At 64.4% G+C, this 26826-nt stretch carries 25 protein-coding genes; 13 read left to right on the top strand and 12 right to left on the bottom strand.

Translation table 11 applies throughout. The annotated features are described in order from the left end of the window. Positions 1 to 10: 10 nt before the first annotated feature. A complete protein-coding gene (locus tag KO538_RS02410; protein WP_219327389.1) occupies positions 11 to 667 on the top strand; it encodes a CCXG family PEP-CTERM protein in 657 nt (218 codons plus the stop codon). Between the two features lie 73 nt (positions 668 to 740). Here the strand turns inward: KO538_RS02410 and KO538_RS02405 are convergent, their stop codons facing one another. From KO538_RS02405 to KO538_RS02380, 6 genes are all read right to left on the bottom strand, one after another. Continuing rightward, the gene (locus tag KO538_RS02405; RefSeq protein WP_070302166.1) at positions 741 to 1721 is read right to left on the bottom strand and encodes an FHA domain-containing protein; all 981 of its coding nucleotides are present in this window, start codon (positions 1719 to 1721) and stop codon (positions 741 to 743) included. Further along, a complete protein-coding gene (locus tag KO538_RS02400) occupies positions 1718 to 3145 on the bottom strand; it encodes a serine protease (RefSeq protein ID WP_219327388.1) in 1428 nt (475 codons plus the stop codon). The genes KO538_RS02405 and KO538_RS02400 overlap by 4 nt, the downstream gene beginning before the upstream one ends. Before the next feature lie 74 nt (positions 3146 to 3219). Then, positions 3220 to 3873: a GTP cyclohydrolase II gene (gene ribA / locus KO538_RS02395; RefSeq protein ID WP_034749940.1), complete on the bottom strand. Its 654-nt coding sequence runs from the start codon at positions 3871 to 3873 to the stop codon at positions 3220 to 3222. Positions 3874 to 4093: 220 nt separating this feature from the next. Then, entirely contained in the window at positions 4094 to 6337 is a 2244-nt protein-coding gene (locus KO538_RS02390) for a PhoX family phosphatase (protein ID WP_219327387.1), read from the bottom strand. Between the two features lie 157 nt (positions 6338 to 6494). Beyond that, the gene (locus tag KO538_RS02385; protein ID WP_070224091.1) at positions 6495 to 6881 is read right to left on the bottom strand and encodes a DoxX family protein; all 387 of its coding nucleotides are present in this window, start codon (positions 6879 to 6881) and stop codon (positions 6495 to 6497) included. A gap of 29 nt (positions 6882 to 6910) precedes the next feature. Then, positions 6911 to 7612 carry a pirin family protein gene (locus KO538_RS02380; protein WP_034749933.1) on the bottom strand — a complete coding sequence of 234 codons (702 nt, stop codon included), beginning with the start codon at positions 7610 to 7612 and terminating at the stop codon, positions 6911 to 6913. Positions 7613 to 7779: 167 nt separating this feature from the next. Here KO538_RS02380 and KO538_RS02375 point away from each other — a divergent pair, with 167 nt between their 5' ends. Together KO538_RS02375 and KO538_RS02370 are read left to right on the top strand one after the other, a co-directional pair. Further along, on the top strand, positions 7780 to 8706 hold the full coding sequence (locus KO538_RS02375; protein WP_034749931.1) for a LysR family transcriptional regulator: 927 nt from the start codon (positions 7780 to 7782) through the stop codon (positions 8704 to 8706). Positions 8707 to 8871: 165 nt separating this feature from the next. Then, a complete protein-coding gene (locus KO538_RS02370; protein ID WP_034749929.1) occupies positions 8872 to 11028 on the top strand; it encodes a bifunctional diguanylate cyclase/phosphodiesterase in 2157 nt (718 codons plus the stop codon). An 11-nt stretch (positions 11029 to 11039) separates the two neighbouring features. Here KO538_RS02370 and KO538_RS02365 read toward each other — a convergent pair whose 3' ends face one another. Together KO538_RS02365 and KO538_RS02360 are read right to left on the bottom strand one after the other, a co-directional pair. After that, the gene (locus KO538_RS02365) at positions 11040 to 11573 is read right to left on the bottom strand and encodes a DUF4256 domain-containing protein (RefSeq protein ID WP_219327386.1); all 534 of its coding nucleotides are present in this window, start codon (positions 11571 to 11573) and stop codon (positions 11040 to 11042) included. A 64-nt stretch (positions 11574 to 11637) separates the two neighbouring features. Then, positions 11638 to 12546 (bottom strand): LysR family transcriptional regulator, encoded by a 909-nt coding sequence (locus KO538_RS02360; protein WP_072452767.1) that lies wholly within the window; start codon positions 12544 to 12546, stop codon positions 11638 to 11640. A gap of 97 nt (positions 12547 to 12643) precedes the next feature. Between KO538_RS02360 and KO538_RS02355 the strand changes: the two genes are divergently transcribed. Continuing rightward, entirely contained in the window at positions 12644 to 13876 is a 1233-nt protein-coding gene (locus KO538_RS02355) for an MFS transporter (RefSeq protein WP_219327385.1), read from the top strand. Here the strand turns inward: KO538_RS02355 and KO538_RS02350 are convergent. Continuing rightward, the gene (locus tag KO538_RS02350) at positions 13841 to 14734 is read right to left on the bottom strand and encodes a LysR family transcriptional regulator (protein WP_034749920.1); all 894 of its coding nucleotides are present in this window, start codon (positions 14732 to 14734) and stop codon (positions 13841 to 13843) included. The genes KO538_RS02355 and KO538_RS02350 overlap by 36 nt on opposite strands. A gap of 98 nt (positions 14735 to 14832) precedes the next feature. Here KO538_RS02350 and KO538_RS02345 point away from each other — a divergent pair, with 98 nt between their 5' ends. Then, complete coding sequence (locus tag KO538_RS02345) at positions 14833 to 15939, top strand: alpha/beta hydrolase (protein ID WP_257620130.1); 1107 nt, start codon at positions 14833 to 14835, stop codon at positions 15937 to 15939. Further along, positions 15936 to 17120, top strand: a complete 1185-nt coding sequence (locus KO538_RS02340) for an MFS transporter (RefSeq protein WP_374106823.1) — start codon at positions 15936 to 15938, stop codon at positions 17118 to 17120. The genes KO538_RS02345 and KO538_RS02340 overlap by 4 nt, the downstream gene beginning before the upstream one ends. Positions 17121 to 17139: 19 nt before the next feature. Here the strand turns inward: KO538_RS02340 and KO538_RS02335 are convergent, their stop codons facing one another. Next, a complete protein-coding gene (locus tag KO538_RS02335) occupies positions 17140 to 18033 on the bottom strand; it encodes a DMT family transporter (RefSeq protein WP_034749918.1) in 894 nt (297 codons plus the stop codon). 76 nt (positions 18034 to 18109) lie between these two features. On the opposite strand from KO538_RS02335, the gene KO538_RS02330 reads away from it, so the two are divergent. Together KO538_RS02330 and KO538_RS02325 are read left to right on the top strand one after the other, a co-directional pair. After that, on the top strand, positions 18110 to 18598 hold the full coding sequence (locus KO538_RS02330) for an Lrp/AsnC family transcriptional regulator (RefSeq protein ID WP_034750278.1): 489 nt from the start codon (positions 18110 to 18112) through the stop codon (positions 18596 to 18598). Positions 18599 to 18653: 55 nt separating this feature from the next. Beyond that, a complete protein-coding gene (locus KO538_RS02325; protein ID WP_219327384.1) occupies positions 18654 to 19331 on the top strand; it encodes a GNAT family N-acetyltransferase in 678 nt (225 codons plus the stop codon). Here KO538_RS02325 and KO538_RS02320 read toward each other — a convergent pair. After that, positions 19328 to 19843, bottom strand: a complete 516-nt coding sequence (locus tag KO538_RS02320; protein WP_219327383.1) for a hypothetical protein — start codon at positions 19841 to 19843, stop codon at positions 19328 to 19330. The two genes, KO538_RS02325 and KO538_RS02320, sit on opposite strands and share 4 nt — an antisense overlap. Before the next feature lie 124 nt (positions 19844 to 19967). On the opposite strand from KO538_RS02320, the gene KO538_RS02315 reads away from it, so the two are divergent. Beyond that, positions 19968 to 20351, top strand: a complete 384-nt coding sequence (locus tag KO538_RS02315) for a glutaredoxin domain-containing protein (RefSeq protein ID WP_034749913.1) — start codon at positions 19968 to 19970, stop codon at positions 20349 to 20351. A 20-nt stretch (positions 20352 to 20371) separates the two neighbouring features. Here the strand turns inward: KO538_RS02315 and KO538_RS02310 are convergent, their stop codons facing one another. Continuing rightward, positions 20372 to 20608, bottom strand: coding sequence for a DUF3820 family protein (locus KO538_RS02310; protein WP_070302145.1), 237 nt, complete (start codon positions 20606 to 20608; stop codon positions 20372 to 20374). 144 nt (positions 20609 to 20752) lie between these two features. On the opposite strand from KO538_RS02310, the gene KO538_RS02305 reads away from it, so the two are divergent. The 4 genes from KO538_RS02305 (at position 20753) to sppA (ending at position 26766) form a co-directional block, all read left to right on the top strand. Beyond that, positions 20753 to 21964: an MFS transporter gene (locus KO538_RS02305; RefSeq protein ID WP_219327382.1), complete on the top strand. Its 1212-nt coding sequence runs from the start codon at positions 20753 to 20755 to the stop codon at positions 21962 to 21964. Between the two features lie 86 nt (positions 21965 to 22050). Next, positions 22051 to 23268 carry a YeeE/YedE family protein gene (locus tag KO538_RS02300; RefSeq protein WP_219327381.1) on the top strand — a complete coding sequence of 406 codons (1218 nt, stop codon included), beginning with the start codon at positions 22051 to 22053 and terminating at the stop codon, positions 23266 to 23268. Between the two features lie 81 nt (positions 23269 to 23349). Continuing rightward, the gene (locus tag KO538_RS02295; RefSeq protein WP_219327380.1) at positions 23350 to 24828 is read left to right on the top strand and encodes a sodium:solute symporter; all 1479 of its coding nucleotides are present in this window, start codon (positions 23350 to 23352) and stop codon (positions 24826 to 24828) included. A 63-nt stretch (positions 24829 to 24891) separates the two neighbouring features. Then, positions 24892 to 26766: a signal peptide peptidase SppA gene (sppA, locus tag KO538_RS02290; RefSeq protein WP_219327379.1), complete on the top strand. Its 1875-nt coding sequence runs from the start codon at positions 24892 to 24894 to the stop codon at positions 26764 to 26766. Positions 26767 to 26826 lie beyond the last annotated feature (60 nt).

Genomic DNA, 26826 nt, shown 5'->3' with positions numbered 1-26826 from the left:
GGATACCATCATGAAAAACCTGCCTAAAATCGCCCTGTCCCTGATCGTTGCCGGCGTGTTTGCCCACGCGAACGCCAGCACCATCACCGTCTCCACCGGCTATTCGGGCGCCGGCGCGCAAAGCTCGGCCGCCGACTACCAATCCGTCGTGAATGCCGCCGTGGCCACGCCAGGCGCCGGCTATGGCTCGACGACGATCGCCAGCTACGACAACGTCAGCAACAGCGGCCTGTTCGGCAGCGGCTCGAACATCGCCTTCAAGTCGGTGATCAACTTTGGCGTCAGCGCGGCCGATGCGGGCGCCTGGAGCTTCCGCAGCGGCGTCGACTTCGGCAAGGGCGGCGCCCTGTTCCTCGACGGCGTAGCGCTGGACTTCAAGAGCAACGACATGTGGTGGGCAGGCAACTACAACAATGGCAGCCAGTTCTTCAGCGGTTCGAGCGCCTTGTCGGCCGGTAACCACACCCTGAGCATCTACGGCCTGGAAGGCTGCTGCGATGGCGGCCAGCAAGCGCAGTTCAAGGCGGGCAACAACAATTTCGCCAGCTTCGGTGCCAATGACGGCTTGATCTCGGCAGTCCCTGAGCCAAGCACCTACGCCATGCTGCTGATCGGCCTGGGCTTGCTGGGCTTTACGGCGCGCCGCAAGCAGGAAGCGAAGTTCTAAGCAGAAGTTCCAAGCAATAATAAAAAGCCCGCCGGTCTGTCAGGACACGGCGGGCTTTTTGCATGTCGACCTCTTAATCGCCGCTGTCTTCGTCTTCGTCGGCGCCCTTGGCCGCCTTGCCCCGTTCGGCATCGACGGCGCGCTGCAGGCCGGCCGCGTCGCGGAAGAAGGCGTCCGTCGTGTGATCCGGGCTCAGGCGCAAGGCCGGCGGGTAGATCACGGACATGTAGGTCTCGTCGGCCAGGCGGCCGCTGGCCTGCAGGTTGCTCAGCAGGATCAGGCTCGAGCCGAGGATGGCCAGCACGACGGCGACGAGGCCGAAGCGGCGTGGATGCTGCGGCTTGATCGTGCACAAATGGTAGTAGATCATGGCGCACACGATGATGATGAACATATGCCGTCCGTAGCGCGTCAGCGCTTCCAGCGACAGCGCGTACGCCGCCACGTTGCTGGCCAGCTCCCACACTTCCATGGCCAGCAGGCCGCAGCCGATGATGAACAGGTGGCGGCCGAAGCGCGCCACATGGCCGAACAATCGGTTTGCCACGGCCCAGATCGACGCCCATACGAGGCCGCCGGCCAGCGCATAGGCGACGATCATCAGGTAGGAAATCGGCTCGAAGGCGTCCGCATCGCTGAGCCAGTTGCTGAAGGCGGCCGAGGCGCCGATCATGGCCAGGCCGGCGACGGCGGGGCGCAAGCCTTCCCAGTCGTGCCGGGTCGTGTCGCCCAGTTCGGGCGCCACCGGATGATCGCTGGCCCGCACGCGCAGGCGCGTGTGGCCGAGGCGCACGATGCTGTTGCCACTCAAGGCCACTTGCGGTTGCCGCTGTCCCCGGTGGATCACGCCGTTCTGGCTGCCCAGGTCGCGCAGCAGCAGGCCGCCGTCGCCGTCGTCTTCCACAATGGCGTGCTCGGCCGCCGTATGCGGGTCGTCGAGGATGAAGTCGTTGCCGTAGCCGCGGCCGATGCGGATCGGCAGGGACTCGATCCGCTGGCGCCGCTGCACTTCGCCATTCTCGGCGAGGATTTCAAGGTAATAGGGCGGCTTCATGGCTTGCGGCTGCTGGTGGTGGTGGGCGCGCGCGACAGCGCTTCGAGGAAGGTGCGCGTGACGCGCATGCCGTTGGCGTAGGACACGCCGCGCGCGTCGATGCGGCTTTGCAGGCTCATCAGTGGCTCATCGGTGCTGGCGGCCAGCAGGGCAAAGTCGTACAGTCCCGTAAATTTGCGGTAGGCGCGCACGCACAGGACGGCGCGCAGGGGCAGCGTCTTGTTCTTGACGAACTGCTCGGTGCATTGCGGGCCCGTCAGATTCACGCTCTTGTAGCTGCCGAAACTTTCATTCTTGAACGAGGCGCTGGCCAACTCGGAAAAGCGCAGGGCGCCCAGTTCGCTGCTGCGCAAGAATTCGTGGCGCATCGACACTTGCCCCGTCTGCAGGGCGCCGGAAATGAAGATGGCCGATTCCATGGCGCAGCTGGTGTTGTCGAGCATGTAGGGCTTGTCGGACTTGACGTTGGAGCGGCCCCAGCAGCGCATCTGGTCGGACTCGCGCACGGGCACGCGGTATGGGCCCATGGCTTTCAGGCTCAAGGGCGTGTCGAGCAGGCGCGCCAGCATGACTTCCTGGTGCGCCAGCAGCTGCGCCGTCACCAGCGGCTTGAAGTCTTTCGGCGGCTTGCCTTGCTGCGCCACCTTGGCCAGCAATTGCTGGGCATAGCGGGCCGGCACGAGAAAACTGACGAGTTCGCCATCGAGGCGTTTCGACACGTTCACGCCGGCCACGTCGCCATTCGCCGTGACGCTGGGGCCGCCGCTCATGCCGGAATTGATCGGCCCCGTAAACATCAGCTGGTCGTAGAAACTGCGCGTGACGACGCCGTTGTACGAACCTTCCGAAATGGCGAAGCCCAGGTCCAGCGGATTGCCCATCGAATACAGGTACTGGCCCTGGGTCAGCGGTGCCAGCGGCTCCGGCATCTTGAAGAAGCCCGTGCCGTGGCGGTTGACGCGCAGCACGGCCAGGTCGTGCAGCACGTCGACGGCCAGCAATTCCACGTTACCGCGCTGGCCGCTCGTGTCGACCCATTCGCCCACATAGGTATCGGGGTCGAGCGCGAACTGGGACACCACGTGATAGTTGCTCACCACCAGGTCGCCCGTGCCGATCAAGAAGCCCGAGCCGACCGACGACTGCGTGCGGCCGTTTTTCAGCAGCACGCGCACTTGCAGGATGTCGGCACGCGCGGCCGTGTACAGTTTTTGCGCGGCCGACGAGGGTGGCGGCAGGGCCGCATGTTCGGTGGCGGCGGGCGCGGCGGTGGCCGGCGGTGGTTTGGCGGGAGGAGTCGAAGCGGCGGGCGCAGTGGCTGGCGCAGTGGCTGGCGCAGCGGCTGGCGCAGGCGCCGGGGCCGCGTGTGCGCCCGCTGCAGCGCACAGGCTGGCCAGCAGGAAGACGTAGTCAGATAATTTCATGCATCCTTTGTGCGTGAGCAGGAGCGCGGCGGGCGAGGGCCGGCATGCGCCGGCCCGGCAAGCCGGGGCAGCAATTACAGGGCGCCGTCTTCCAGCGCCGGGGCCGTTTCCGGCGTCATCATGTGACCCAGCTTGCTTTGCTTGGTATTCAGGTAGTGCTGGTTGAAGGCGTTGCGGTTGACCAGCAGCGGCACCCGTTCGGCCACCGTGATGCCCAGCGCTTCCATTGCCGCGATCTTGCGCGGGTTGTTCGTCATCAGACGCAGGCTGTGGATGCCGAATTGCGCGAACATGGGCTTGCACAAGGTGTAGTTGCGCGCGTCGGCCTTGAAGCCCAGCTGTTCATTCGCCTGCACCGTGTCGGCGCCCGCTTCCTGCAGGCGGTAGGCGCGGATCTTGTTGATCAGGCCGATGCCGCGCCCTTCCTGGCGCAGGTACAGCAAGATGCCGCGGCCTTCTTCGGCGATGCGTTTCAGGGCGCCCTCGAGCTGCGCGCCGCAGTCGCAGCGCTGCGAAAACAGCACGTCGCCCGTCAGGCACTCGGAATGCACGCGCGCCAGCACCGGTTCGCCGTTGCCGATATCGCCCAGCACCATGGCCAGGTGTTCCTTGCCCGTGGCATGTTCGACAAAGGCGTGCAAGGTGAACTGGGCCCACGGCGTCGGCAGTGCGCAGGAAGTCGTGTAATCCAATTCGCCTGTCGCCAGGATGTCTGCGCCGCTTTGCATGGTTGTGCTCATATAAGTAATTATCAAAAATAAAAGGCGCGCGACACCACTCCGGTGCCGGCGCGCCTTGCCATCATACCAAAAAGCAGGGAAACGTTTTCCCTGGCTGCCATTCGGTCGTTGCAATGTCTGGTGATAAGCCTTACTTAGGGGCACTTCCTCCTTTTACAAGGTGAATTGCTGGCTTTGCCTGGCGGTAGCCGCCGCCAGGCACGGGACATCAACTGCCGATGCGTCCGCCATCGTTCTTGGTGATCACGATGGTGGCCGAGCGGGGGCGCTTGCCGGCGCCATAGCCGGCGTTGGCAGGCCACTGGCTCGTGTATTTGGACGGATCGCCGATATTCGCCAGCGAGGTGTTTTCGCCCGGGTGCTGGATGTTGATGAACATGGTCTTGCCGTCAGGCGTTTCGCTGATGCCCGTGATTTCCGAGCCGACCGGTCCCACCAGGAAGCGCTTGAGCGTATCAGCCGTGGGTTTCTTGCCGATGAAGGTGTCGACCGCCAGGTTGCCGCCGGCCGCCGTCGCGTAGTTCAGGGTGGACTTGGCGCCATCGCCGACCTTGCCGGGAATGGCGGCCAGCATCATGCAGTTGGTCACATCCGTGTACGCGCCATCGTCCGTCTGGATCCAGCAGATGCCCGTGTACGGGCTGAAGGCCAGGCCGTCAGGGCTTGAGAAATCCTGGTCGGCCGTCAGGTTCGACAGGTTGATCTTGCTGGCATCGGCGCCGCTCTCGGCGCCGAACAGGTAGACGTCCCACGTAAAGCTGGTGGCAGCGGCCGCGCCCGTGCCTTCCTTGAAGCGGATGATGTGGCCGTTCGGATTGCCGTTCTGCGCGCTGCTGCCCTTCATGTCCGTGTAGGCGCGCGGATTGGAGCTGTCCGGCGCCAGCTGCGACGAGCCGCTCGGATTGACGGTGCGGTTCGAGTTGTTGGTCAGCGTGTAGTAGATCTCGCCATTGGCCGGGTTGACCGAGCACCATTCCGGACGGTCCATTTTTGTGGCGCCCACGGCGTCGGCCGCCAGGCGGGCGTTGACCAGCACGTCGGCCAGGTCGGCGAACTTGTAGGCGCTGTAGGCCTGGATCAGCGCGTTCGACATGGCCAGCTCGATCCACTGGCCCGTGCCGTCGGCGGCCAGCTTGGCCACGTACAGCTTGCCCGAATCGAGGTATTTGTCGCCGGTGGCGATACGGTCGGCCGGATTGGCATCGGCGGCGGCCCAGACGGCCGTCGTGACGAACTTGTAGATGTATTCGTTGCGCGAATCGTCGCCCATGTAGACGGCCAGTTGCTGGCCCACGGCCGGCACGCTGAAGGCGGCGCTTTCGTGCGCGTAGCGGCCCAGCGCCGTGCGCTTGCGGATGGCCTTGGTTTTGTCGTACGGATCCATTTCGACGATGTAGCCCATGCCGTTCAGCTCATTGCGGTAGTCGTCGCTGCCGTTGGTCGACGCGCCGATCTTGCTCAGATTCCAGCGTGCGTACTTGTCGTCGCTGCCGCCCGTTTCCCAGCCGTGACGCGAGGCGCCGCCCTGGCTGCGGCCATAGCGGTTCAGCGACACGACGGACTTGTCGCCGCGCGCCGCGTTGTCGGTGGCCGAGCGCGTGAAGTAGCCGGCCCAGTTTTCTTCGCCGGACAGGTAGCTGCCCCAAGGGGATTTGCCCGTGCCGCAATTGTTGATGGTGCCGCGCGTCTTGGTGCCGGTCGGCGAATATTTGGTGACGACGAGGGCGTTGCCGCGCACGGGGCCGGCGATCTCGATGTCCGTCAGCGGCGTGACGCGGCGGTTGAAGGCGGAATCGTTGACGGTGGCCCAGGCGCTGCCCGTCTTCTTGACTTCCACCACGCTCAGGCCGTGGACGGCCACTTCCTTGTCGACTTCGGCCGCAGGGCGGGGCAGCGAGGTGGTGCCGCCATTCACGTGCAGGAAGTGCGAGGACAGTTTTTCGTCCGTGGTCGCTTCGTGGTTCATCGCCAGCAAGCCCCGTTCGGCGCCGGACGCCAGCGGCGCGCCGGCGGCGGACAGGCCGTAGTATTCCATGCCGTCGTGGTGGTCGCCGGCGCGGTTGTCGAAATCGGTATCGCTGCCGTCATTCTTGTACGCTGGCGTGGCCGCGCGCAGCGAGTCGCCCAGCGCGTACAGGGCCGTGGCCGTGTAGCCGGCCGGTACCGACACGACGTCGGCCAGGCTTTTCGGCACGGCCGTGAAGGCCAGCAGTTTTTCAGGCGTTGGCGTCGGCGTCGGCGTGACGGCGACCGCATCGCTGCCGCCACCGCAGGCGGACAGGCCCATCGACCCCATGACGGCGGTAGCGGCCGTGACGGCGCTGCCGCGCAGCCAGTTGCGGCGGCTCAGGCGGGCGTTCAGGATGCTGTTGAAATGGTTGTCGTGGGACGCGTTGCTGTCAATGTCGTTCAGATCGGTGGCGCTGATGGCCAGATCGTTGGGCTTGTTCATGGGCTGCGATGTCCTGTGGTTGCGTGATTTAAATGGCAACCGCATGATAGTTGGCGAATGTGACAGCGCCATGTCAGCTTGATGACAAAACGGTGACAGGCTGCCGGCCGGGCGGGCCGCGTCGATGACGGGCCCGTCCGGTCAGGCAGCCTTGGCCTTACTTGGCCTGGCGAAAGCCGCGTTCCACCAGCAAGAGCATGCCGCCGAAGATGGACAGGTTCTTCAGGAAGTTCGTCAGCTGGTCCTGGAAGTGGGCCGCATCGGCGCTCCAGAAGGCGTGGAAGATCACGGTAGTCGGGATCAGGAACAGCGCCAGGGCCAGCGCCGCCCAGCGCGCCTGCCAGCCCGTGATCAAGAGCAAGCCGCCGCCCACTTCCAGCACGATCACGCCCACCAGCAAGATATTGGCGATCGGCAAGCCCTGGCTGGCCATGTAGCCGGCCACACCGGCAAAGCCGCCGATTTTCAGCAAGCCCGAGACAAAGAACAGCACGCCAAGGGCGGCACGGCCGAGGGGCAGCAATACGTTGGTTCTGTTTTCCATGATTTTCTCTTTCTTAATATATTTATCAATTATTTAGGCAGGTCGAAGAGCAGGAACTCCGCATCTTCCGGCTGAGTGATGATCACGCTGGCTTCCTGCGTCAGCTTCAGCGCATCGCCCGCTTTCAACGGCGTGCCGTTGACGACCAGGCTGCCTCGGATCAGGTGCACATAGGCGAGGCGGCCTTCTTCCAGCGCATGTTCGGCCTGTTCGCCTTCCTGCAGGATGCTGGCGTAGATGGCCGCATTCTGGTGGATCAGCACGGAACCCTGGCGGCCGTCGGAGGAGGCGATCAGGCGCAGCTTGCCCCGTTTGCTTTCCGGCGTGAAGTGTTTCTCTTCATAGCTGGGCGGAATGCCCGTCACGTTCGGCTGGATCCAGATCTGCAGGAAGTGCAAGCCCTCCGTTGCCGAGTGGTTGAACTCGCTGTGGCGCACGCCGCTGCCGGCGCTCATGCGCTGCACATCGCCGTAGTGCAGGACGGAGCCCGTGCCCATGCTGTCCTTGTGTTCCAGCGCGCCGTCGAGCACATACGAAATGATTTCCATGTCGCGGTGGCCGTGCGTGCCGAAACCCTGGCCAGGCGTGACCCGGTCTTCATTGATCACCAGCAAGGGGCCAAAGCCCATGTGCAGCGGATCATGGTAGCTGCCGAAGGAAAAGCTGTGGTGGGAATTGAGCCAGCCGTGGTTGGCTGCGCCGCGTTCTTCGCTATGACGAATCTGTAACATGGTGGACTCCGTTTCTATAAGTTAATGTGCGATAATTTCGAAGGACCGTTGCCTGGCGTTACGCCGTGGCTTCTTTTCTGCCCTTCGCTGTACGATGAACAAAGTATAGGCCCCCTAGCAGAGAAAGAAAAACGGAAAATCTTGCGACCTATGATCGAAAAAATCGAATGTTAAGACTGAGCCTGGAAGCCCTGCAAATCGTTGACGCCATCGACCGCCGCGGATCGTTCTCGTCGGCCGGCAAGGAGTTGCATAAAGTCCCGTCCACCATTTCCTATACGGTGGCCAAGCTGGAAGACGACCTGGGCGTGCAAGTGTTCCAGCGCAATGGCCCGAAAGTCATGCTGACGGCAGCTGGCCAGGAATTGCTGAAAGAGGGCCGTTATCTATTGAAGGCGGCGCAGGACCTCGAGCACCGCGTGCGCAGGGTGGCGTCCGGCTGGGAAACGGAATTGTCCATCGGCATCGATTCCATGTTTTCCGCCGTGGCCCTGGCCGACGACGTGCGCGCCTTTTACGACGTGGCGCAGCAGACGCGCCTGCGCCTGTCGCAAGACACCCTGTCGGGCACGTGGGAAGCGCTGCTGGACCGGCGCGCCGACTTGCTCGTGGGCGCGCCCGGCGACGGACCGGCGGGCGGCGGCTATATCGCGCAGCCGATCGGCATGCTCGACTTCGTCTTTACCGTGGCGCCCACGCATCCGCTGGCGCAGGTGCGGGAACCCCTGTCGCGCGGCCACCTGCAGCAGCACCGGGCCGTCGTGGTGGCCGATTCGGCGCGCCAGATGGCGCCGCGCACGGTGGGGCTGCTGCTGGGGCAAGATGCCTTGAGCGTGCCGAACATGCAGGTCAAGTTCGATTACCAGGTGCTGGGGCTGGGCTTTGGCTTCCTGCCGGGACCGTGCGCGCGCGCCGCCATCGCGCGCGGCTTGCTGGTGGAAAAGGCCGTGGAAGAGCCGAAACCGTCGGAAACGTTTTACCTGGCCTGGCGAGTGGGCGAGGATGGCGCGGCATTGCGCTGGTGGATGGCGCGCATGCGCGAACCGGATGTGTTTGCCCGCCTGGCGCAGCATCTGCCGGGCCATTCGGCGTAGGCCTTAAAATGTTGACATACGCCAACATTTTTAAGTTACCATATTCGCAGTATTGCAATCGTATTTCTTGCCCGACCTCCATGCCCCACAGTGGGATTTTGATGATTACACACACCGCAGCGCCCCTGATACCTTCCCCTGACCTGGCCCACGAGTGGGGTTGCCATGCTTGAGGCGAAGGTCGCGCTGTGCCTGCGCCTGGCTCAGGATGCCCGTGAACAGGCGGGGCCGCAGCAGGCCGCCACCCTGGCGCGGCTGGAGGAGGAGCTGGAACGGCTGCGCGGCGCCAGCCGGCCCGTGGTGCGCGTGGCGCCCCCCGACGCCTTGCTGGAAATCGATCCCGACGGCTTTTTGATCGGCTGGAACCATGGCGCCGAACAGATGTTCGGCTATTCCGAAATCGAGGCGCTGGGCCAGCACATCCTGTTTTTGTATCCGGAAGACGACGCGGAAGCGAGCGTGCTGGAACTGCATTTCATGCAGGGCGACGTGGCCACCGATGTGCGCCGGCGCAAGAAGTCGGGCATGGTGACGTGGCTGCGCATGCACCGCCACGTGATCCACGACCAGGCGGGCAAGGCGTGCGGCATGGCCGTGCGCCTGTCGGCCATGAGCGAGCCGCTGTCCGACGTGGACAAGGTCAGGTTGCACGCGCGCATCATCGAAGACAGCGAGCAAGCCGTGCTGATCACGGATGCGGAAGAGCGCATCGTCTCGATCAACAGTTCGTTCAGCCGCATCACCGGCTATTCGCCTGCCGAAGCCATCGGCCGCACGCCGGACTTGCTGCGCTCGGGCGTGCACGACCCCGATTTCCGCGCCAAGGTGCGCGCCGCCATGCGTGGACACGGTTCCTGGCGTGGCGAAATCATCGGCAAGCGCAAGAATGGCGAACTGTTTCCGCAAGACGTCACCATCAGCGTCGTGCGCGATGAATTCGGCGAAATCAGCCACGTGTTTTCCCTGTTTTCCGATATCTCGGTGCACAAGGATGCGGAAGCGCGCATGCAGCGCATGGCCAACTACGACAGCCTGACGGGTTTGCCCAACCGCTGCCTGCTCAATCAATTGGTCGACCAGGGCCTGGCCGAAGCGAAACGGCAAGGCACGCATGGCGCGCTGATGGTCATCGACATCAGCCGCATCGGCTCCATCAGCGATACCCTGGGCCATGAAGTGGGCGACCAGTTGGTGATCGCCATCGGCCAGCTGTTCCGTGGCGCCCTGCGCGACGCCGACATCCTGGCGCGCGTCGACAACAGCAAGTTCGTCGTGGCCCTGCTGCATATCGAAAAGCGCGAACATGCGGCGAATGTGGCGCAAAAGCTGCTCAACCTGCTCGAGGCGCCGATCAATATCGATGCGCACGCGCTGCACGTGGGCGCCAGCATCGGCATCACCGTGTATCCGGAAGACGGCCTGGAAGCGCCGGCCCTGTTCCGCTTTGCCGACGTGGCCGTGTCCAAGGCGGGGCAGACGATCGAATCGACCTTCCTGTTTTACCGCGAAGACATGAACCGCAGGGCCAAGGAGCATTTGCGCCTGGAAAGCGAAATGCGGCTGGCGCTGGGTGACAAGGAGCTGGAATTGCATTACCAGCCGAAAGTGAGCCTGGCCAGCGGACGCATCGTGGGCGCGGAAGCCTTGCTGCGCTGGAAGCATCCGATGCGCGGCATGGTCTCACCCGGCGTGTTCATCCCCGTTGCCGAGGAAACCAGTTTGATTCTGGAGCTGGGCACCTGGGTGCTGGACGAGGCATGCCGCCAGATCCGCAGTTGGGAAGACCGGGGCCTGCACATGCCGGCCATCGCCGTCAACCTGTCGGCGCGCCAGTTCGATGAACAGTTGCCGGCGCGCATAGCGGCCGTGCTCGAGCGCTACGGCGTACGGCCCGACCAGATCATGCTGGAAATCACGGAAAGCCTGCTGATGCGCGGCGCCGACAAGGTCATCGACATCATGAACCAGCTGGTGGCCATGGGCCTGGCGCTGGCGCTGGACGACTTCGGTACCGGCTATTCCAGCCTCGCCTACCTGAAGAAATTCCCCATCAGCACATTGAAGATCGACCGCTCGTTCGTCATCGGCTTGCCGTTCGAGGAAAACGATTGCGCCATCGCCCGTGCCATCGTCACCATGGCGCAGCAGCTGCGCCAGGAAATCGTCGCCGAAGGGGTGGAAACGGCCGAGCAGATGCGCTTCCTGCGCGAACTCGGCTGCGACCAGCTGCAAGGCTATCTGTTCAGCCCGGCCGTGCCGGCGGCGGAATTCGAGCTGATGCTCGATGAAGGCCGGCAGTTGCGCCTGGAAGAGGCAGTCTGAAGTCGTAGCGGTCAGACGCGCAGCAAGCCACGGAAACCCCGGCTCGCATAATACGAGTCGGCGCCATTGTGATAGACGAAGACCTGCTCATAGCGGCGGTCGCAAAACAGGGCGCCGCCCAGCGCACGGATGCTGTCCGGCGTCGCGATCCAGCTCGAGGTCTTGCGGTCGAACGGTTCCAGCTCCTGCAACTGGCGGTATTGCGTTTCCGTCAGCAGTGTGACTCCCATCGTTTGCGCCATGGCCATGGCGCTGCCGGCCGGCTTGTTGGCCTTGCGCGCGGCCAGGGCATCAGCATCAAAACACAGGCTGCGCCGGCCGAGCGGGCTTTCTCCCGAACAATCGCAAAACGTGACGGTGTCCGTGTCGCCGGCGTGCCCGATGACGTCCGGTTCGCCGCCCGTGTCTTCCATTTGCTGCAAGACCGCCAGGCTGGCGGGAGCGGCATTCAGCCGCGCCAGCACCTTGTCCCACTTCCATCCCGGATGGCGGTGCATGTGCTTGCTGAAGCGGGTTTGCAAGGTATGGATCAAGTCATCATGCATGGCGCGGCTCCCTGGAAGTTCAATGGTACGGCCGATTATAAGACGCGATGTGGGCAGGCGGCGCTCACCCCAGCTGCACTTTTTCCAGCAGATAATCGAGCATCACGCGCACCCTGGCCGGCACTTGCAGGCCCGGTCCCACGAAGACGGCGTGCACGAGTTCCTTGTCGCCGGGATTGTAGTCCTGCAGCACGGGAATCAAATCGCCCCGCTCGATATCGCGCAGCACGTGATGGCGTGAAAAGCGTCCCAGTCCCATGCCGGCCAGCACCAGCTGGCGCATGCTTTCGCCATCGCTGACGCAGGTATTGCCCTGCGGCGCCACCTGCAATGTTCCGCCCGCGCCATCGAGGAAGGGCCAGGTTTCGTTCTGGCAGCGGAAGTTGAACGCCAGCAGATTGTGCGTGGATAAATCCTGCGGCGTGCGCGGCAAGCCGTGCCGCGCCGCGTAGGCGGGCGAGGCCACGACGACCATCACATCTTCACCCAGCTTGCGCGCCACCAGGTTCGATTCCTTCAGCTTGCCCGTGCGGATGGCGATGTCGGTGCGGTCTTCCAGCAAGTCGACGATGGCGTCGCTGACGACGACGTCGAGCACGATGTCGGGATAGCGCTGCGCGAACTCGGGCAGGATGGGCAGCAGATGGCGCACGCCGAACGGCACGAAACAGTTGATGCGCAAGCGTCCGCGCGGCGCCGCGCCCTGCGATGCTTCGCGCTCGGCGCCGTCGATGTCGTCGAGGATGCGCTTGCACTGCACGAAGAAGGCGTCGCCCTCGGGCGTCGTGTGCAGCTGGCGCGTGCTGCGCTGGAGCAAACGGGCCCCGAGCCGCGCTTCCAGGCGGTTGACGAGCTTGCTCACGGCCGACGGCGTCAAGGCCAGGCGGCGCGCGGCGGCGGAAAAGGCGCCCGTTTCCACCACGGCGACAAACACGGCCATCTCGAACGCGCGGTTGATGTCTTGCCTGGCCATTATTGAATCCATTTCACAGGTGTTTCCATTATCGGAGTCTATATCAAAAGCGGAATGCCCGATACACTGGCTGGATTGAACTCAGCCGGAGAATGCCATGACCACCGCAAGCCCTGTTTCCCCTCAAACAAGCAAGATGCCGCCCGGCGTGCTGGCGCTGGCCGTCGGCGCCTTTGCCATCGGCGTGACCGAATTCATCGTCGTCGGCATCCTGCCAAGCATCGCGAAAGATTTGCGGATTTCCATCGAATCGGCCGGCTCGCTGGTGAGCCTGTATGCGCTGGCGCTGGCCATCGGCACGCCGCTGCTGGTGCTCTTGATGTCGCGCCTGCCGCGCAAGGCGGCCCTGCTGGGGTTGATGAGTGTCTTCCTGGCAGGTAACCTGCTGGCAGCGTTTTCCCACACATTCGAACTGTTGCTGCTGGGGCGGGTCATCACTGCCGTGGCGCACGGCACCTACTTTGCCATCGGCGCCACCGTGGCCGCCAGCCTGGTGGACAAGGCGCAGGCGGGCAGGGCGATTTCCGTGATGTTCGCGGGATTGACCCTGGCCATGGTGATCGGCGTGCCGTTCGGCAGCTTCCTCGGCAACCTGATGGGCTGGCGCTTGCCCTTCTTTGCCGTGGTGGTCTTGGCCGCGCTGGGCCTGGCCGCCATGGCGCGCTGGCTGCCGGCCGGTTTGCAGCAAGGCAAGGGCGGCAAGGCCATGACGCAGCTGGCGGCCCTGGGCAGCGGTCCCATTATCACCATGATGGCCGTGACGACGTTCGGTTTCGGCAGCAGCTTTGCCGCGTTCACGTTTATCACGCCCATCCTGACGGACGTGACGGGCTTTTCCGCCACCATGGCCAGCGCCTTGCTGATTGTGTTCGGCATCGCCACTTTTGCCGGCAATCTGGCGGGCGGCTACCTGACGAGCCACCTGGGCTGGCCAAAGGCCTTGCGTGTGATGCTGCTGTTGCTGGCCGCCACGCAAGCGGGCGTGGCGCTCAGCATCAGCTCGCAGTGGATGATGACGGTGATGCTGTTCGTCTGGGGCGTGTTCGCCTTCGGCCTGTCGCCCGCCTTGCAGGCCGGCATGCTGGCCACGGCCGAGCGCTACACGCCGCACGCCGTCGATTTCGCCTCGGGCCTGAACATTTCCGCGTTTAATCTCGGCATTTCCTTCGGTTCCATGCTCGGTGCGCTGATGGTCTCGCGCCACATGATGGCGTCGTCGCCGTGGGCCGGCGTGGCAGCGGCATTGCTCGCCTTGCTGCCGCTGGCCTGGCTGGCGCGCAGGAACGTGGCGAAATCAGGCGCGGTAGCGCAGCGCCTCCACGAAGGCTGAAAACGCGGGCGTGGCCTGGCGCCGGTTCGGGTAGTACAGATGGTAGCCCTGGAAGGTGGGACACCAGTCGGCGAGGATTTCGACCAGGCGGCCATCGGCCAGGTAAGGCGCCAGCAGGGGCTCGGGCACATACGCCAGGCCGATGCCGTCGAGCGCCGCATTGAGCACGTGCATGATGCTGTTGAACACCAGCTGGCCTTCGGCCTTGACGGCAAAGGCTTGGCCATCCTTTTCGAATTCCCAGGCGTAGATGGCGCCAGCGGGCCGGTGGCGGATATTCACGCAAGCGAATTCCGTCAGCGCATGCGGCGTCGCGGGCGCCCCATGGCGCGCGAAATACGCGGGCGATCCCACCACGGCCAGGCGCCAGTCGGGGCCGATGCGCACGGCGATCATGTCCTTGCTGATCGCTTCGCCCAGGCGGATGCCGGCGTCGAAGCGCTGCTCGACCACATTCGTAAAGCCGTAGTCGACCACCAGTTCCAGGCTGATGTCGGGATAGTCGCGCAGGAAGCCGGCCAGCATGGGGCGCAGCAGCAGTTCGATATGGTCGTCGGTGCAGGTGACGCGGATAGTGCCGCGCGGCTTGTCGCGCAGCGCGCCCAGCGCCTCGACCTCGGCGGCGATCTGCTCGAACAGGGGCGCGATGGCCAGCATGAGCTTTTCGCCCGCGTCGGTGGGCGCCACGTTGCGCGTGGTGCGCGCCAGCAGGCGCACGCCCAGCCGTTCTTCCAAAGTGCGGATGGTATGGCTGAGTGCGGACGCGGTGATGCCCAGCCTGGCGGCGGCCTTGGTAAAGCTGCGTTCCCGCGCCACGGCGAGGAAGGCTTGCAGATCGTTGACTTTGGTTTGGCTCATTGCTGAATTTTTCTCATAACTACATCAAGATTGTACCCGCTAATCAAAAGAGCTTGCCTGCGTCAAGATGGTGCCCTGACTTTTAAAGGAGCATGGGCATGAAGACAACACGCATGAAAACGACAGCTGGCCGCCGCGAATTTGTCAAGGCAGCGGGCACGGGCATGGCGGCACTGGGCGTCCTGTCCGTCCTGGGCGCACCCATTTTTGCCGCCGCCGCGCCGGCCTTGCCAGCCATGCCCGATGGCGCCGACAATTTCTACAAGAGCGGCAAGGTGACGGTGCAGCCGGTGCGCTTCCGGAACCAGTACCAGATGACGGTTGCCGGCAATCTGTTCCTGCCGGCGCAGCTGGATCCCGCTCGCCGGCACGCCGCCATCATCGTTGGCCACCCGATGGGCGCCGTCAAGGAGCAAAGCGCGAACCTGTATGCGACCAAAATGGCCGAGCAGGGCTTCGTCGCCCTGTCGCTGGACCTGTCGTTCTGGGGCGAGAGCGAAGGGCAGCCGCGCAACGCCGTCTCGCCCGACATCTACGCCGAGGATTTCAGCGCGGCCGTCGATTTTCTCGGCGCACAAGCGGTTGTCGACAGCGAACGCATCGCCGCCATCGGCATTTGCGGCAGCGGCAGCTTTGTCATCAGCGCGGCCAAGATCGACCCGCGCATCAAGGCCGTCGCCACGGTGAGCATGTACGACATGGGCAGCGCCAGCCGCCATGGCTTGCGCCGCTCGCAAACGCTGGCGCAGCGCCAGGCGTATATCGCCGCGGCCGCGCGCCAGCGCCAGGTGGAATTTGCCGGCGGCGCCACCGCGTACACGAGCGGCACCTTGCCCGAACTGAGCGCCAACCCAAGTGCTATCGAACGCGAATTCCACGACTTCTACCGCACGCCGCGCGGCGCCTACATCCCTGCCGGCCAGCTGCCCGAGCGCGCCACCCGTCCCACCTTGAGCAGCAACGTGAAGTTCATGAATTTCTATCCCTTCATCGATATCGAGACGATCTCGCCCCGTCCGCTGCTGTTCATCACGGGCGACCAGGCGCACTCGAAGGAGTTCAGCGAGGATGCCTACCGGCGCGCCGCCGAGCCGAAGGAGCTCCATTACGTTGCCGGCGCCGGCCACGTCGACCTGTATGACCGCGTGACCCTGATCCCGTGGGACAAGCTGGCGTCGTTCTTCCAGCGCGCCCTGGCGGCATGAGCGCGGTCCGCAGCGAGGCGGCAGCGCCCGCGTTCTGGGGCGGCATCTTTGCCATGACCCTGTGCGTGTTCACCCTGATCGCCTCCGAATTCATGCCCGTCAGCCTGCTCACGCCCTTGGCGGCGGACTTGCACGTCAGCGAAGGCCTGGCCGGCTATGGCATCGCCATCTCCGGCGCCTTCGCCGTGCTGGCCAGCCTGTCCATCGCTACCCTGGCGGCATCGATGAACCGCAAGACCTTGCTGCTGCTGTTGACGGGCCTGATGTGCGTGTCGGCGCTGGTGGTGGGACTGGCCACCAGCTACGCGATGTACATGGCGGGGCGCGCGCTGATTGGCGTGGTGGTGGGGGGATTCTGGTCGATGTCGGTCGCGGTGGCGATGCGCCTTGTGCCCAGCCACAGCGTGCCCAGGGCGCTGGCCATCTTCAACGGCGGCAATGCGCTGGCGACCGTGGTGGCCGCGCCGCTGGGCAGCTATCTGGGCGCCAGCATCGGCTGGCGCGGCGCCTTCCTGTGCCTGGCGCCGGTAGCGCTGCTGGCGCTGGCCTGGCAGTGGCGCAGCCTGCCATCGATGCCGGCGGCGCCGCGTTCTGTCCGTTCCGGTCAGCTCCTGCGCCTGCTCGAACGCCGCCAGGTGGCGCTTGGCATGCTGGCCGTCGGCGCGTTCTTCATGGGGCAGTTCGTGCTGTTTACCTATGTGCGTCCGTTCCTGGAAAACGTCACGCGCGTCGGCGTGTCCACCTTGTCGATGCTGCTGCTGGCGATCGGCGTGGCCGGCTTCATCGGCACGGCGCTGATCGGCGTCGTGCTGCGGCGTGGCCTGTACCGCACGCTGGTCGCCATTCCCTTGCTGATGGCCGCCATCGCGCTGGCCCTGCTGGCGTTCGGCGACGAGCTGGCGCCCGTCTTCGTGCTGCTGGGGCTATGGGGATTGCTGGCGACGGCCGCGCCCACGGGCTGGTGGTCGTGGCTGGCGCAGACCTTGCCTGATGACGCCGAAGCCGGTGGCGGCCTGATGGTGGCCGTCGTCCAGTTGTGCATCGGCTTCGGTTCGACCGTCGGCGGCATCCTGCTCGATGGCCACGGTTTTCGCGCCACCTTCATGGCCAGCGCCGCGCTGCTCGTGCTGGCCGCGCTGCTGGCCTGGCGCACGGCCAGGCTGCACGAGGCATCGTCATGATCTATGCCAGCTTCACGACTTATATTCGGGCCTGAGCACCAGCTGGCGCAGCGCGTCTCTGGCGCTGCGCCATGTACGAACTGCCCATCGACGCGGCCATGATCATGGCAATCGCCAGCCATTGCCCGGCACCCAGGCGCTCGTCGAGCAGGATGTACGCGAGCATGGCGGCCACGGCCGGTTCCATGCTGCTCATGATGCCGAACGCTTGCGGCGTCAGCCGCTTCAGGGCCACCATTTCCAGCGAAATCGGTATCGCGCTGGAAATGAGGGCCACGCCCAAGCCCACGGCCAAGACGACAGGTGAGAGCAGAGCGGCGCCGCTGTGCATCACCCCGACGGGCACGACCACCAGCGCGGCCATGGCCAGGCCCAGCGAGACGGAATGGCCCGCATGCAAATGGCTGGCGCGCTTGCCGAAGACGATGTACGAGGCCCAGCAGACGGCCGCGCCCAGGGCGAACAGCACGCCCGTCGGATCGAGGTTGCTGACGTCGTGGCCGAGCGGCAGCAGCAGCGCCAGTCCTGCCACGGCCAGGGCCACCCAGACGAAGTCGAGCGGGCGGCGCGAGGCCAGCAGGGCCACGGCCAGCGGGCCGGAAAACTCGATCGCCACGGCGATGCCGAACGGAATGGTGCGCAATGCCATGTAGAAGCACAGGTTGGTCAAGCCCAGCGCGGCGCCGTACAGGGCCACGGTGCGCAGGTCGGCACGGCTCAGCTGCCAGCGCCACGGGCGCCAGAACAGCAACAGCAGCAGCGCGGAAAAGCCCACGCGCACGGCCGTCGTGCCCTGCGCGCCCACGAGCGGGAACAGACTGTGCTTGGCCCATGAGGTGCCCAGTCCCAGGCAGGTGACGGAGCCGAGGATGGCCAGCAGGGGAATGAACGAGGAATAGCGGCGTAATGGCATGGTAATAAAGGCTTGATATCGGAATAGCGAAAGTTTATTGTGTCTGCTCCGAGTTTTGCACTGCATTTTGACCTTCATGACGCAACTTTCGCTCACGCCATCCCTCACCCTCGATACATTCGACCTGGCGATCCTCGACATCTTGCAGCGCGATAACACGACCTCGCAGCGCGAAATCGCCCAGGCCGTGCACTTGTCGGCACCGGCCGTGCAGCGGCGCATCCGGCGCCTGCGCGAGAGCGGCGTGATCCGCAACGAAGTGGCCGTGCTCGACGCGAGCCGCGTGGGCCGCCCCCTGATCCTGACGGTGGAAGTGCATTTGCACGACGAGCACCCGCAGCGCACGGCAGGCATGCGTGCGCGCATCATGGCCGAGCCTGCCATCCAGCAGTGCTACGGGATCACGGGCGAGGCCGATTACCTGCTGATCATTACCGCCAGCAGCATGGCCGAATACGAGGCGTTGACGGAACGCCTGTTCGGCGGCGACGACAATATCCGCCGCTACCGCACGTCGGTGGCACTGACTTGCCTGAAGATGGGCTTGCACGTGCCGCTGGGGTAGGCGGAAGATTTTCCCTGGCATAAGCGGGACAGGGACGAATGTAGGAGCATGAAAATTGGAAGAACAAGGAATGTCGAATCTGGCCGATCCCGGCCTGCTTGCCGCCTGGCTGGCGGCACGTTCGATCGCGCGCGGCCTGGCGCTGCCCGTGCCCGATCACGGCGGATGGCGCGTCGATACGGGCTTGCCGGGCGAAATCCGGCGCCACGTTTTTGCGGGACCTGTTCCAGGCATCAGCGCGCTGGCAGCGTCGATCCACGGTCCGCATATCTTCATCAAGATGTGTGGCGACGGGGAGCAATTGCTGGGGCTGTTACCGCCGCGATGGCAACTTTGCCCCGGCGGCTATTTCATGACACATGAAGGCACTCTGCAGGCGCCGGATCTGCCTGCCGGCTACCGCCTGGACGTGGCAACATCACAGGAAATCACGACGGCGCATATTCTGGCCGAAGATGGCGGTATTGCCGCCAGCGGCCATGCCGTCGAATATGCCGGTGTCTTTGTCTTTGACCGCATCGTCACCGAGGCCGGCCACCGGCGCCGGGGTCTGGGGCGGGCGCTGATGGCCGCGCTGGCGGCCAGGCAACGATCGGCCAGCGCGCGCCGGGTGCTGGTGGCAACGGACGATGGGGCGAAATTGTATGCGAGCCTGGGCTGGCATAGCGAATCACCCTATTCGACGGCAACGATCGTTCAGGCCGGCATACGGCATCCGCCATCGAGCCGCTAGGGCTGTGCGTCGCGTTCGCGGCAGCTCAATGAGGCGTAATGGCCTTGGGGCAGCCGGGCCTTGATGGCCACCTCGCTCAATGCATGTTGCACATCGACGGGGTCGGTCAGGGTGCAGCGCTGGGCGCTGGCGAACGCTTGCAGGTTTTGCGTGTTGCCACGCACCTTCACCGTCACGCCAGCGCCGGGGCTGACGCAGCAGCCTATGTATTGCGTGATGTATTCTTCCTCGATGAGCACCAGTTCATGTCCCATGAAGCTGGCCGGTTTCTTCAGCAAATAATAGTCTGTGTAGTCGAAGCGCTGGTCGGGACGCTTGCCGATATAGCCTTCGCGCATGTAGGCGGCGATGGCCTTGCCCGAGGTGCCCACCCTGTCCGTCGTGCCCTTTTTCAGGTGCAGGGCGTGGAGCAGGCCGCTTTCAAGGCCGGGATCGGCGGCGTGGGCGCTGGCGCAGCTGGCGGCCAGCAGCAGAGTGCCGAGCAGGCGGCGGGTGCGGCGCCATTCAGGCATGGGATGGATGTCTTGCATATATTTGACGCGAAGGGGAGGAGAGGCGCAGTGTAGCCCACGCCAACCTGTCTGCGTGGCACAATGCGTGATCCGCACGCCACGTGCCACTCATCCCAGGACTTTCATGACCCGCGCCATCCTTGACCAAGCCCAGATCCATTCCGCCGCCCGTCCCTTGATCGGCAGCAAGCACAAGGACATCGTGCGCGAGGTGCAGGCTGCCATCGCCGCGCACCAGGTGGTGGTCGTCGGCATGGCGCTCAATCCGTTTCCGCGCAAGGCGCGCAAGATCCTTGACGTGCTGGGCACGCCCTACCAGTACCTGCAATACGGCAGCTATCTGAACCAGTGGCACCGCCGCAACGCCCTCAAGATGTGGACGGGCTGGCCGACGTTTCCCATGGTCTTTGTCAACGGCGTGCTCATCGGCGGCGCCAGCGAGCTGCAAAAACTCGTGGAAAATGGCGAGTTCAGTGCCATGCTGGCAAAGAAGGTGCGCGAGTTCTAAGACCCGCCTGACTACTGTCCTTACTCGCCCGGCGGCCACGGCGACTTGCGCGTGCGCAGCGGGTCGAGCAAGCTCCTTAAGTCGTTGTGGTCGAGCTCGTACATCAGCGCGATTAAACTGCCCAGTTCGCCCGAGGGAAAGCCTTCGCGCGCGAACCAGCCCAGGTAGTGTCCCGGCAAGTCGGCCAGCAGCCGTCCCTGATATTTCCCATATGGCATTTCGCGCGTGACCAGCAGCGCCAGTTTTTCTGAATTCATGGTGGTGACCCCGTGTTGATGCTGCCAGTGTAGCAGAGCATGAAATTGTTGATTTGGGCGCAACTATCTTCTTCCCATGGAGGTATTTTTCGGCACAAAGAAAACCCCGATACTGCACGCCAACATCTTTTATCGGAGTTTTTCATGCCCATTGCCTTGCTCGCGCTGACCCTCAGCGCATTTGCCATCGGAACCACCGAGTTTGTCATCGTGGGGCTGTTGCCCACCATCGCCGCCGACCTGGGCGTCAACCTGCCATCGGCTGGCTTGCTGGTCAGCCTGTATGCGCTGGGCGTTGCCGTCGGCGCACCCGTGCTGACGGCCCTGACGGGCAAGATCCCGCGCAAGACTTTGCTGTTGTCGCTGATGGTCTTGTTCACCCTGGGTAACTTGCTGGCGTGGAAATCGCCCGGCTACGAAACCCTCGTCGTCGCCCGCATCCTGACGGGGCTGGCGCATGGCGTGTTCTTCTCGATCGGCTCGACCATCGCCACGTCATTGGTGCCGAAAGACAAGGCGGCCAGTGCGATTGCCATCATGTTTACGGGCCTGACCGTGGCCCTGGTGACGGGCGTGCCGCTGGGCACCTTCATCGGCCAGCATTTCGGCTGGCGCGAAACCTTCCTTGCCGTCTCGGCCCTCGGCCTGGTGGCGTTCATCGGCAGCCTGCTGTACGTGCCGTCGACCATCGCCCACAGCAAACCGGCTTCCCTGCTGCAGCAAGTGCAGGTGCTGGCCCAGCCGCGTCTGCTGCTCGTGTACGCGATGACGGCCGTCGGCTATGGCGGCTCCTTCATCGCTTTTACCTATCTGGCGCCGATTTTGCAGCAAGTGTCGGGCTTCAGCGCCGGTGCCGTGGGCGTGGTGATGCTTGTGTATGGCGTGTCCGTGGCGTTCGGCAATATCTGGGGCGGCAAGCTGGCTGACAAGAAAGGTCCTGTCAGTGCCCTGAAACTGATCTTCTTGCTGCTGGCGTTTGTTTTGCTGCTGTTGACCTTCACGGCGCCGCATCCGGTGCTGGTCGTCATCACCGTGCTGCTGTGGGGCGCCGTGGCCTTCGGTAACGTGGCCGGTTTGCAAGTGTATGTCGTGCAGCAAGCGGAGCACTTCACGCCCCGCGCCGTCGACGTGGCGTCGGGCCTGAATATCGCCGCTTTCAACCTTGGTATCGCCGGCGGCGCCTGGGGTGGCGGCCTGATCGTCGAACACCTGGGCCTCGTGCACACGGGCTGGATCGGTGCGCTCGTCGTGCTGGGTGCCTTCGGTCTGACAGCCTTGAGCGGCCGGCTGGACCGTTTGAGTCCCATACCTGTGCGTGCCGGCGGTGAAAAGTCGATCCATGCGGTGGGGCACTAGGCTAGCCTGATCTGCCAGTAAGTTTCTGGCAGAAAACACCAAAACGGGCGAGAATGACGTTTACTTTCCTCTTGCCCATATTTCCCATGTCCGATACAGCAATGTCACCGCTGCGCCTGCGCGCCGCCATCAATCCAAAACCGCTGGGCGTCGCGCTTGTGCTCATCGTGCTCGGCGCCTGGTATCTGGCGCAAACCGTCGGCGCCACATTGTCCGCGCTGTACGTGGTGGGCGCCTTGCTCGGCATCACCCTGTATCACGCGGCCTTCGGTTTTACGTCCGCCTGGCGCGTCTTCATCGCCGATGGCCGCGGCGACGGCTTGCGCGCGCAAATGCTGATGCTGGCCGTCGGCGTGGCGCTGTTCTTCCCCGCGCTGTCGGCCGGCACGCTGTTCGGCACGCCCGTCGCTGGCCTCGTTTCTCCGGCCGGTACCTCGGTGATCTTTGGCGCCTTCATCTTCGGCATCGGCATGCAGCTGGGCGGCGGTTGCGCGTCCGGCACCCTGTACACGGTGGGCGGGGGCAGCACGCGCATGCTCATCACCCTGGCCGCCTTCATCGTCGGCTCCGTGATCGGCACGGCGCACATGCCATTCTGGACGTCGCTGCCACAGCTCCAGCCCATTTCCCTCGTGACGACCCTGGGCCTGGCGCCCGCGCTGGCGCTGAACTGGATCGTCTTCGCGCTGATCGCCGGCATCACGGTGCTGGTGGAAAAGCGCCGCCATGGCAAGCTCGTCGCCACGCCCCTGCGCCCAGCGCAGGCCTCGCCCTGGCTGCACGGCCCGTGGCCGCTGGTGGCGGGTGCCGTTGCCCTCGTCGTGCTGAACTTCGCCACCCTGGCGCTGTCGGGCCGGCCGTGGGGCGTGACGTCCGCGTTTGCCCTGTGGGGCGCGAAGGCCGCGTCCGTGGTCGGCATCGACACGGCCAGCTGGGCTTACTGGTCGACCAAGGCCAACGCGGCTGCGCTGGCCGCGCCGCTGACGCAAGACAAGACGTCCGTGATGGACATCGGCATCGTGCTCGGTGCCATGCTGGCCGCGGCGCTGGCCGGCCGCTACGCGCCCGTTTGGCGCATCCCGCGCCGCTCGGTGATCGCCGCCGTCGTCGGTGGCTTGCTGCTCGGCTACGGCGCGCGCCTGGCCTACGGCTGCAATATTGGCGCATATTTCAGCGGCATCGTCTCGGGCAGCCTGCACGGCTGGCTGTGGCTGGTCTGCGCCTTTCTGGGCAACGTCATCGGCACGCGCTTGCGTCCGTGGTTCGGTCTGGAAGTGGAGCGCGTGAAACGCAGCGGCTGCTGATGCCTGATTGACCGGGGGCATTGCTGTACGCTTTGTTGTATATTGCTGCCCCTGTTCCTTTTTGCCGCCAGCGCAACGCCCATGTCCCCCCTCATCCTGTTTGCCGTCGTCCTCGCATATTTCCTGATCCTGCTGGGTGTGGCATGGCGCACGTCGCGCCATGCCACCAACGACAGTTTTTTCATCGGCAACAAGGACAGCAACTGGATGCTGGTGGCCTTCGGCATGGTGGGCACGACCTTGACGGGCGTGACCTTCATCAGCGTGCCCGGCGCCGTGGGCAGCAACGGTTTCGGCTACATCCAGCTGATGATCGGCTACGTGCTCGGTTACCTGGCCATCACCTTCATCTTGCTGCCGCTGTACTACCGGCTGCAGCTGACCTCCATCTACCGCTACCTGGAATTGCGCCTGGGACGGCGCTCCTACCAGAGCGGGGCGGCGTTTTTCATCGTGTCGCGGCTGCTGGGCGCCACGGCGCGGCTGTATCTGGTGGTCAATATCCTGCAAGCGACCATCCTCGACAGCCTGGGCGTGCCATTCTGGCTGACGTCGTGCGCCGTGCTGCTGCTGATCCTGCTGTACACGTATGAGGGCGGCGTCAAGACCATCGTCTGGACCGATACCCTGCAAACGGCGTGCATGCTGGCCGGTCTCGTCATCTGCAGCGTATTTTTGCTGCGCGAGATGGACCTGTCCCTCGCCGACAGCCTCGAACGCATGCGCGCGCAGGGCCTCACGCGCATCTTCACCACGGACCCGGACAGCCCCGCCTACGTGTGGAAGCACATCGTGGCCGGCATGTTCATCACGATTGCCATGACGGGCATGGACCAGGAGATGATGCAAAAGAATATCTCCGTGCGGACCTTGCGCGACTCGCAAAAGAATATGCTCAGCCTGACCGTGGTGCTGACGGGCGTGCTGCTGCTGTTCCTGTTCCTCGGCGGCTTGCTGCACCTGTATGCGCCGCTGGCCGGCGTGACGGCCACGGGCGACAAATTGTTCCCCGCCGTCGTGCTCGGGCATTTCCCTGTCGTCGTGCAGCTGATCTTCTTTATCGCCCTCATTTCCGCCCTGTTTCCCAGCGTGGACGGGGCGCTGACGGCGCTCACATCCACCTTCTGCATCGATATCCTCGGCGTGCAGAGGCGGGCGGACCTGAATCCGGCCGCGCAGATGCGCTGGCGCCGCCGTGTCCACCTGGGGTTTGCCGCGCTGTTCCTGATCCTGATCATGGCCTTCAAATGGTTTGACGATCCCAGCATGATAGGCGTGATCCTCAAGCTGGCCAGTTATACCTATGGTCCGCTGCTGGGCCTGTTCGCCTTCGGCTTGCTGAGCCGGCGCGGCGTGCGCGACCGCTGGGTGCCGCTGGTGGCCGTGGCCGGGCCGCTGCTGTGTGCGCTGATCGAGCGGGAGCAGGCGCTGCTGTTCGAGCATTACCGCATCGGCCTGGAATTGCTGATCCTGAATGGCGCCCTGGTGCTGGGCGGCCTGTTCCTCATTTCGACGCCGCCAGGGCAGGCCATCAAAGGCGCGGCACACTTGTCAAAATAAGACGATTCAGCCCGTTTTCAGTTATATTGATTTCCTTTAGTTACACAACCTCACGGAGCATCAATGTCACTCAACCCCTTCCCGCCGCTGCGCCGCGGTTTTGGCGCATTCTGGCGCGCGCTCGACGCCACCCGCCGCGCGGTCATCAATCTGATCTTCCTGCTGATCGTCATCGCCATCCTGATCGCCATCTTCGGCGGCGGCGCCAAGCCCCTGGCGGAAAAGACCACCCTGGTGCTGGACTTGCAAGGCCCGCTCGTGGAGGAAACCCCGGGCGGCGTGCGCGAGGCCGTGCTGGCCAATGTCAGCGGCGAAGTCAAGAAGACGGTGCAGCTGCGCGATGTGCTGGCGGTGCTCGACACGGCGTCCAAGGACAAGGACATCGGCTCGATGGTGATCCTGCTCGATGAATTGCAGGGCGGCGGCCTTGCTTCGCTGCGCGAAGTGGCGGCAGGCGTGGAACGCTTCCGCGCCACGGGCAAGAAAGTCACGGCCTGGGGTTCGAGCTACAACCAGCGCCAGTACCTGGTGGCGGCCAAGGCCGACGAGGTATTCCTGCACCCGATGGGTGGCGTCATGCTGGAAGGCTTTGGCCGCTACCGCAATTACTACCGCGATGCGCTCGATAAAGTAGGCGTGACGGTCAACCTGCTGAAAGTGGGCACGTACAAGAGCGCGGCCGAGCCTTTCATCGCCAACGGCCCGTCCGAAGCGGCGGCCGAAGCGGACCGCTACCTGAACAACGGCCTGTGGACCACCTACACGACGGATGTGGAAAAGGCGCGCAAGCTGCCGGCCGGCGCCATCATGCAAACGATCGACAACCTGCCCGCGCTGATGACGGCCGCCGGTGGCGACATTGCCAAGCTGTCGCTCGATGGCAAGCTGGTCGACGGTCTGAAAACGCGCGATGAACTGCGCCAGTTCATGATGGCGCGCGGCGCGAAGAACACGGAAGGCACGAACTTCCGCCAGGTGAACTACACCGATTACCTGGCGCGCCTGCGCCCCGTGCATGTCGGCGACGCCGTCGGCGTGGTCATCGCTTCGGGCGAAATCGGCGACGGCATCGCGCCACCGGGCGCCATCGGCGGCCTGTCCACCTCGCGCCTGATCCGCCAGGCACGCGAAGACAAATCGATCAAGGCCATCGTGCTGCGCGTCGATTCGCCGGGCGGCAGCGCCTTCGGCTCGGAACTGATCCGCCGCGAACTGGAACTGACGCGCGCCGCCGGCAAGCCGGTGGTCGTCTCGATGGGCAACGTGGCCGCTTCGGGCGGCTATTGGATCAGCACCTCGGCCGATGAAGTGATCGCCGACGCGGCCACCATCACCGGTTCCATCGGCGTGTTCGCGATTCTGCCGACGGCCGACAAGGTGGTGGAAAAGCTGGGCATCCACACGGCCGGTTCGCCGACCACGTGGCTGGCCGACGCGGGCAACCCATTGCGCCCGCTCGATCCGCGTTTCGCGCAAGTGATCCAGGGTTCGATCAACCATGTGTATGGCGACTTCCTGAACCTGGCCGCCAAGGCGCGCAAGACGACGCCCGAGAAAATCAATGAGGTGGCGCAGGGCCGCGTCTGGACGGGCTTGCAGGCGAAAGAGCGCAACCTGGTCGACCGCATCGGCAGCTATGGCGATGCGCTGGCCTCGGCGGCCAAGCGCGCCAAGCTGGGCACCGATTACCGCGTGACCTACCTGGAGCAGGAAACGTCGAACGTGGACCGGTTGATCGGCATGTTCGGCTCCAAGGCCATGGCTTCGCTGGGCCTGGGCGAACACGTGAAGCTGGGCCTGGCCACGACCGGCTTGCCGGCCGACGCGGCGCTGGGCATGGCGCAGGACCTCTCCTGGCTGTCGGGCATCACGCGCGAACATAAACCGTTCATGGCCCTCACGCACTGCTTGTGCGAGGTGCCGTTAGGCGGCAAGTAATCGCAGTAGTGATATGACCTCAAGCCGGCTTCGCCCGGCTTGTTTTCCTTGAGGAGCAGA

Origin of the sequence: Janthinobacterium sp. NKUCC08_JDC (assembly GCF_019345575.1) — a bacterium.
Lineage (GTDB): Bacteria > Pseudomonadota > Gammaproteobacteria > Burkholderiales > Burkholderiaceae_D > Janthinobacterium > Janthinobacterium aestuarii.
Note: the sequence above shows the minus strand (reverse complement) of the source record. Positions and strands in the feature narration are given on the sequence as shown.

Excerpts from the sequence above, each read along its gene's own strand:
- KO538_RS02410 (WP_219327389.1), top strand. The coding sequence starts at position 11 with ATGAAAAACCTGCCTAAAATCGCCCTGTCCCTGATCGTTGCCGGCGTG.
- KO538_RS02385 (WP_070224091.1), bottom strand. The coding sequence starts at position 6,881 with ATGGAAAACAGAACCAACGTATTGCTGCCCCTCGGCCGTGCCGCCCTT.
- ribA (WP_034749940.1), bottom strand. The coding sequence starts at position 3,873 with ATGCAAAGCGGCGCAGACATCCTGGCGACAGGCGAATTGGATTACACG.
- KO538_RS02380 (WP_034749933.1), bottom strand. The coding sequence starts at position 7,612 with ATGTTACAGATTCGTCATAGCGAAGAACGCGGCGCAGCCAACCACGGC.
- KO538_RS02340 (WP_374106823.1), top strand. The coding sequence starts at position 15,936 with ATGAGCGCGGTCCGCAGCGAGGCGGCAGCGCCCGCGTTCTGGGGCGGC.
- KO538_RS02365 (WP_219327386.1), bottom strand. The coding sequence starts at position 11,573 with ATGCATGATGACTTGATCCATACCTTGCAAACCCGCTTCAGCAAGCAC.
- KO538_RS02355 (WP_219327385.1), top strand. The coding sequence starts at position 12,644 with ATGACCACCGCAAGCCCTGTTTCCCCTCAAACAAGCAAGATGCCGCCC.
- KO538_RS02345 (WP_257620130.1), top strand. The coding sequence starts at position 14,833 with ATGAAGACAACACGCATGAAAACGACAGCTGGCCGCCGCGAATTTGTC.
- KO538_RS02320 (WP_219327383.1), bottom strand. The coding sequence starts at position 19,843 with ATGCCTGAATGGCGCCGCACCCGCCGCCTGCTCGGCACTCTGCTGCTG.
- KO538_RS02335 (WP_034749918.1), bottom strand. The coding sequence starts at position 18,033 with ATGCCATTACGCCGCTATTCCTCGTTCATTCCCCTGCTGGCCATCCTC.
- KO538_RS02390 (WP_219327387.1), bottom strand. The coding sequence starts at position 6,337 with ATGAACAAGCCCAACGATCTGGCCATCAGCGCCACCGATCTGAACGAC.
- KO538_RS02330 (WP_034750278.1), top strand. The coding sequence starts at position 18,110 with ATGACGCAACTTTCGCTCACGCCATCCCTCACCCTCGATACATTCGAC.
- KO538_RS02305 (WP_219327382.1), top strand. The coding sequence starts at position 20,753 with ATGCCCATTGCCTTGCTCGCGCTGACCCTCAGCGCATTTGCCATCGGA.
- KO538_RS02360 (WP_072452767.1), bottom strand. The coding sequence starts at position 12,546 with ATGGCCAGGCAAGACATCAACCGCGCGTTCGAGATGGCCGTGTTTGTC.
- KO538_RS02375 (WP_034749931.1), top strand. The coding sequence starts at position 7,780 with ATGTTAAGACTGAGCCTGGAAGCCCTGCAAATCGTTGACGCCATCGAC.
- KO538_RS02310 (WP_070302145.1), bottom strand. The coding sequence starts at position 20,608 with ATGAATTCAGAAAAACTGGCGCTGCTGGTCACGCGCGAAATGCCATAT.
- KO538_RS02295 (WP_219327380.1), top strand. The coding sequence starts at position 23,350 with ATGTCCCCCCTCATCCTGTTTGCCGTCGTCCTCGCATATTTCCTGATC.
- KO538_RS02400 (WP_219327388.1), bottom strand. The coding sequence starts at position 3,145 with ATGAAATTATCTGACTACGTCTTCCTGCTGGCCAGCCTGTGCGCTGCA.
- KO538_RS02300 (WP_219327381.1), top strand. The coding sequence starts at position 22,051 with ATGTCCGATACAGCAATGTCACCGCTGCGCCTGCGCGCCGCCATCAAT.
- sppA (WP_219327379.1), top strand. The coding sequence starts at position 24,892 with ATGTCACTCAACCCCTTCCCGCCGCTGCGCCGCGGTTTTGGCGCATTC.
- KO538_RS02315 (WP_034749913.1), top strand. The coding sequence starts at position 19,968 with ATGACCCGCGCCATCCTTGACCAAGCCCAGATCCATTCCGCCGCCCGT.
- KO538_RS02370 (WP_034749929.1), top strand. The coding sequence starts at position 8,872 with ATGCTTGAGGCGAAGGTCGCGCTGTGCCTGCGCCTGGCTCAGGATGCC.
- KO538_RS02350 (WP_034749920.1), bottom strand. The coding sequence starts at position 14,734 with ATGAGCCAAACCAAAGTCAACGATCTGCAAGCCTTCCTCGCCGTGGCG.
- KO538_RS02405 (WP_070302166.1), bottom strand. The coding sequence starts at position 1,721 with ATGAAGCCGCCCTATTACCTTGAAATCCTCGCCGAGAATGGCGAAGTG.